Below are 5,314 nucleotides of genomic sequence, written 5' to 3' on the forward strand. Positions count from 1 at the left end.
CATCGGATTGGTGGGGCAGTGGGCGATCTTCGTGGGCTGACGGATCAGAATCGGCCACTGGTCGATTTTCGGAGGGTGTCTGGGTGTCTGGGTCTCTGAGAGGGGCCCGATTCGAATCACCCACCGACCGCGCGTCCGTACAAAAACCGCTTCACGTGCGTCTCCGCGTCGAGCCGATAGGCCTCCTGGTCCTGTGGCATCAGCGCATAGCCGGTCACAACAGGCATGACGATGGGTCCGAGCAGGGCGGGCACCATCGTCGAGATCGGCTCGGGCCGGATGACGCCGTCCTTCTGATAGTTCACGAGCAGGTCCGAGACGGTGAGTACCACGGCTCGCAGCGCCTCCACCGCCGGGGCCGTGCGGTCGTCGAAAGGCACCTCGGTGAGCACCGACCGGGCGACCGGGCCGAACTCCTCCAACATCGCCTCGTAGCCTGTCACCAGGCGGGTCAGGTCGGCCTCGACGTCTCCCGTGTAGGCGACCGACTCGACGGCGAACTCCGCTAGTTTCGACGAGATCGCTTCGCGCACCAGGGCGTGTTTGGTGCCGAACTTCCGGAAGATCGTCACCTCGTTGACGCCTGCGAGGTCGGCGATCGCCCGCGTGGTGGTGCCCCGCAGCCCGTGCGCGCCGAGCAGTTCGAGCGTGGCGACGAGGATCGCCTCCCTCGTCGTTTCGGGCTGGCTGCCGGGATTCATCACCCCACCTTATTGCAAGCATGCACTTGCTTACTACTATGGGTCGTAGTAAATCGACGGGAGACCCCTTTCATGACATCGACGCTGTCCCTTGGCCTGGACATCGGATCAACCACGGTCAAGGCCGTGGTCATGGACGGCGACCGGGTCGCCTTCAGCGAGTATCGGAGACACAACGCGGACGCCCGCGGTGCGCTCCGACAGCTCCTGAGCGAAGTGCGCGACGGCTTCCCTGGCCGCCGCATGACCTGCGCCGTCACCGGGTCGGCCGGCCTGGGGGTCGCCGACCTGATGCGGGTTGGCTTCGTGCAGGAGGTCATCGCCTCGACCGCCGCGATCGAGCGGTTCCTCCCAGACACCGACGTCGTCATCGAGCTCGGCGGTGAGGACGCCAAGATCACCTATCTCCGCCCCACCGTCGAGCAGCGCATGAACGGCACCTGCGCGGGCGGCACCGGCGCGTTCATCGACCAGATGGCCACCCTCCTGCACACCGACGCCGCGGGCCTCGACGACCTCGCCGCCCGTCACACCCACCTCTACCCGATCGCGTCACGCTGCGGCGTGTTCGCGAAATCCGACCTGCAGCCGCTCCTCAACCAGGGCGCGGCACACACCGACCTGGCCGCCAGCGTCTTCCAGGCCGTCGCCACCCAGACCATCGCCGGGCTGGCCTGCGGGCACCCGATCCGCGGCAACCTCGTCTTCCTCGGCGGCCCGCTGCACTTCCTGCCCCAGCTCCGGGCCGCGTACCAGCGCACGCTCGACGGCCAGGTGACCAGCTTCACCACCCCCGACGACGCACACCTCTACGTCGCGCTCGGCGCCGCGCTCCTTGCCGCGCAGCCCAACCGGAGCGGGGCGCCCACCACCCACAGCCCCGCCGACCTGGTCGACAGCCTCCGCCGCACCGTCATGATTCCCCTAGCCAGCGCCAGGATGAGGCCGCTGTTCGCCGACGCGACGGAGCGGGCCGAGTTCGACGCCCGCCACCACAGCGACCAGACGCCGCGCATCGACCTCGCCGACGCCGACGGGCCCATGTTCCTCGGGATCGACGCCGGCTCGACCACCGTCAAGGCGATCCTCCTCGACGATGAGGGCCGCGTCGCGTTCAGCCACTACCAGTCCAGCAACGACCCGGTCGCCGCCGCCCGCGCGATCCTGCGGACGGTGCTTACCGACCTGCCACTGTCGGCCCACCTCGCCCGCGCCTGCGTCACCGGCTACGGCGAGGGCCTGGTCAAGGCGGCGTTGCGGCTCGACGACGGCGAGATCGAGACCATGGCCCACTACCGGGCCGCCGACAGCATCTGCCCCGGCGTCACGGCCGTCATCGACATCGGCGGGCAGGACATGAAGTACCTGCGGATCGTCGGCGGCGCCGTCGACTCGATCGCCGTCAACGAGGCCTGCTCGTCGGGTTGCGGCTCTTTCCTGCAGACGTTCGCGGCGGGCATGGGCCTCGACGTGCGGGAGTTCGCGGCCAACGCGCTGAAGTCGTCGGCCCCCGTCGACCTCGGCACCCGTTGCACCGTCTTCATGAACTCCTCGGTCAAGCAGGCGCAACGCGAAGGCGCCTCGGGCGCCGACATCGCAGCGGGCCTGTCCTATTCCGTCGTCCGAAACGCGCTCTACAAGGTGATCAAGCTGCGCGACGCCGGCCAATTGGGCGACAAGGTCGTCGTGCAGGGCGGCACCTTCCTCAACGACGCCGTCCTGCGGGCGTTCGAGTTGCAGACCGGCGTCCAGGTGACCAGACCCGAGATGGCTGGGCACATGGGCGCGTTCGGGGCGGCGCTGACGGCGCAGCGGCACTGGGTCGAAGGCGAGACTTCGACGGCGCTGAGCCTCGACGAGCTCGACGCGTTCTCGGTCGAAACGGCGATGCAGACGTGCCGCCTCTGCCAGAACCACTGCCAGCTGACCATCTCGACGTTCGGCGACGGCTCGCGCCACGTCTCCGGGAACCGGTGCGAGCGCGGCGCGTCCACCGAGCGGGTGCCGAAGAAGTCGGAACTGCCGAACCTGTACGACTACAAGTACCGCCGCCTGTTCGGCTACCGGCGCCTCACGCACGAGAAGGCCACCCGCGGCGAGATCGGCATCCCGAGGGTGCTGAACATGTACGAGAACTTCCCGCTGTGGTTCACGATCCTCACCCAACTCGGCTTCCGGGTCACCATCTCGGGGCGCAGCAACCATGAGGTGTTCGAGCAGGGCATGGAGTCGATCCCCGCCGAAAACGCCTGCTACCCGGCCAAGCTCGCGCACGGCCACATCGAGGGTCTGCTCGCGCGTGGCATCAACACGATCTTCTACCCGTGCGTGCCCTACGAATCCAAGGAACTGAAAGAGGCAGATAACAACTTCAACTGCCCCATCGTCGCGTTCTACCCCCAGGTGCTGGAACGCAATATGGCCAACCTGCACGTCGACGGCGTCAAATACCTGGCGCCCATGCTCAACCTTGACGACGCCGACAAGCTCGCCGAACGTCTGGTCGAGGTGTTCGCCGACTGGGACGTGACGCTCGCGGAGGCGAAGGGCGCCGTCGCGGCCGGGTTCGAGGAGGACGCGGCGGTCAAGGCCGACATCCGCGCCGAGGGGCGCCGCGCCGTCGAATACCTCAGCGAACGCGGGTTGCAGGGCATCGTGTTGGCCGGGCGGCCGTACCACGTCGACCCCGAAATCAACCACGGCATCCCGAGCGTGATCAACGGGCTCGGCATGGGGGTGCTCACCGAGGACGCGCTGATCGACCCCGCCGATCCTCAGCTGGCCAGGCCGCTGCGGGTGCGGGACCAGTGGGTCTACCATTCGCGCCTCTACGAGGCCGCCGCGATCGTCGGGCATCAACCGGACCTGCATCTGGTGCAGCTCAACTCGTTCGGCTGCGGGGTGGATGCGATCACGACGGACCAGGTCGCGGAGATCCTCGAGGCCGCCGGCGACATGTACACGCTGCTGAAGATCGACGAGGTGTCCAACCTGGGCGCGGCGACGATTCGGCTGCGTTCCATGAAGGCCGCGGCGGCGGAGCGCGAGGGCAGCCAGGTCGTCGTCGCAACCGAGCAGCCCGAACGGGCGGTGTTCGATATCGAGGCCAGGAACCAGCACACCATCTATGCGCCGCAGATGGCGCCGATGCACTTCCGGTTGCTGATGCCGGTGCTGCGCAAACTCGGGTACCGCATCGAGCTGCTGGAGCATGCGAGCGCCGAGGACGTCGAGGTCGGGCTGAAGTACGTCAACAACGACGCCTGCTTCCCGGCGATCATGGTGGTCGGGCAGTTGGTCAACAAGATCCGCTCAGGTGAGGCCGACCCCGACAAGTCGACGGTGGGGATCACGCAGACCGGGGGCATGTGCCGTGCGACGAATTACGCCGCGTTGCTGCGTAAGGCGTTGAAGGAGGCCGGTTACCCGCAGGTGCCGGTGCTCGCGCTGAGCCTGCAGGGGCTGGAGAACAACCCTGGTTTCAAGCTGAGCCCTGCGATGATCCATCCAGCGATCCAGGCGTTGGTGCTCGGCGACCTGCTGCAGAACCTGACGCTGCGGGTGCGGCCGTACGAGCAGGTCGCGGGTGCGGCGAACGAGTTGTACGACCGGTGGGACACGATCTGCCAGGAGTTCCTGCAGCACTCGGGCCACAGCGTCACGCTGGGTCGCCACATCGGCTACCGCGGTCTGGTCGATCAGATCGTCCGCGAGTTCGACGCACTCCCGCTGCGTGACGAGGGGCGCAAGCCGCGCGTCGGAATCGTCGGCGAGATCCTCGTCAAGTTCCATCCCGACGCGAACAACCACGTCGTCGACGTGATCGAGGAGGAGGACTGCGAGGCGGTGCTGCCCGGCATGCTGCCGTTCTTCCTGATGGGCATGTACTCGTCCAGGTTCCGGGCCGACGCGCTGGGGATCGGCGAGAAGTCGGTGACGATGAAGCGGCTGGCCGTGTGGCTGGTCGAGCAGTACCAGCGGCCCGTCGCGAAGGCGTTGCGGCGTTGCGGGGGCAAGTTCGACCTGCCGCCGAAGATGGACGACCTGGCTGCCAAGGCCGATGGGATCATCTCGCTGGGGACGTTGGCTGGTGAGGGTTGGCTGTTGACGGCGGAGATGGTCGAGTTGATCGAATCGGGCGCGCCGAACATCGTGTGCGCGCAGCCGTTCGCTTGCCTGCCGAACCACGTGGTCGGCAAGGGCATGTTCGCGGAGTTGCGCCGTCGGTTCCCGGAGGCCAACATCGTCGCGGTCGACTACGACCCGGGTGCGTCGGAGACGAACCAGTTGAACCGGATCAAGTTGATGGTCGCGACGGCGCACAAGCGGCACGGTGGTGGGGGTGAGGGGGCTGAGTTGTCGGTCTTGCACGTCGATAGTGGGTCGGAGGAGGGTTGGGATGAGGCCGCCGGCTGAGGTTGGGCTCGGGGCGGGTTGGGCTTCGCTCGGGTTGGGCTTCGCTCGGGTTGGGCTTCGCTCGGGTTGGGCTTCGCTCGGGTCGGGCTTCGCTCGGGTTGGGTGGGGCGTTGAGCACTATTCGGGGTTCGTTGTCCGGATTGACGCCCAAGTGCGGCGTGTCGTCGATCGAGTCCGGGATAGTGCTCAAGTAGGTG

At 67.3% G+C, this 5,314-nt stretch carries 2 protein-coding genes; one reads left to right on the top strand and one right to left on the bottom strand.

Annotation, left to right across the window (positions count from 1 at the left end):
* Positions 1-116: 116 nt before the first annotated feature.
* Positions 117-701 (bottom strand): TetR/AcrR family transcriptional regulator, encoded by a 585-nt coding sequence (locus tag BUC15_RS18400; RefSeq protein WP_073191479.1) that lies wholly within the window; start codon positions 699-701, stop codon positions 117-119.
* A 72-nt stretch (positions 702-773) separates the two neighbouring features.
* On the opposite strand from BUC15_RS18400, the gene BUC15_RS18405 reads away from it, so the two are divergent.
* Positions 774-5,117 (top strand): 2-hydroxyacyl-CoA dehydratase, encoded by a 4,344-nt coding sequence (locus BUC15_RS18405; protein WP_073191482.1) that lies wholly within the window; start codon positions 774-776, stop codon positions 5,115-5,117.
* Positions 5,118-5,314 lie beyond the last annotated feature (197 nt).

Origin of the sequence: Tessaracoccus bendigoensis DSM 12906, from assembly GCF_900141915.1 — a bacterium.
GTDB classification, from domain to species: Bacteria; Actinomycetota; Actinomycetes; order Propionibacteriales; family Propionibacteriaceae; genus Arachnia; species Arachnia bendigoensis.

Excerpts from the sequence above, each read along its gene's own strand:
- BUC15_RS18400 (WP_073191479.1), bottom strand. The coding sequence starts at position 701 with ATGAATCCCGGCAGCCAGCCCGAAACGACGAGGGAGGCGATCCTCGTC.
- BUC15_RS18405 (WP_073191482.1), top strand. The coding sequence starts at position 774 with ATGACATCGACGCTGTCCCTTGGCCTGGACATCGGATCAACCACGGTC.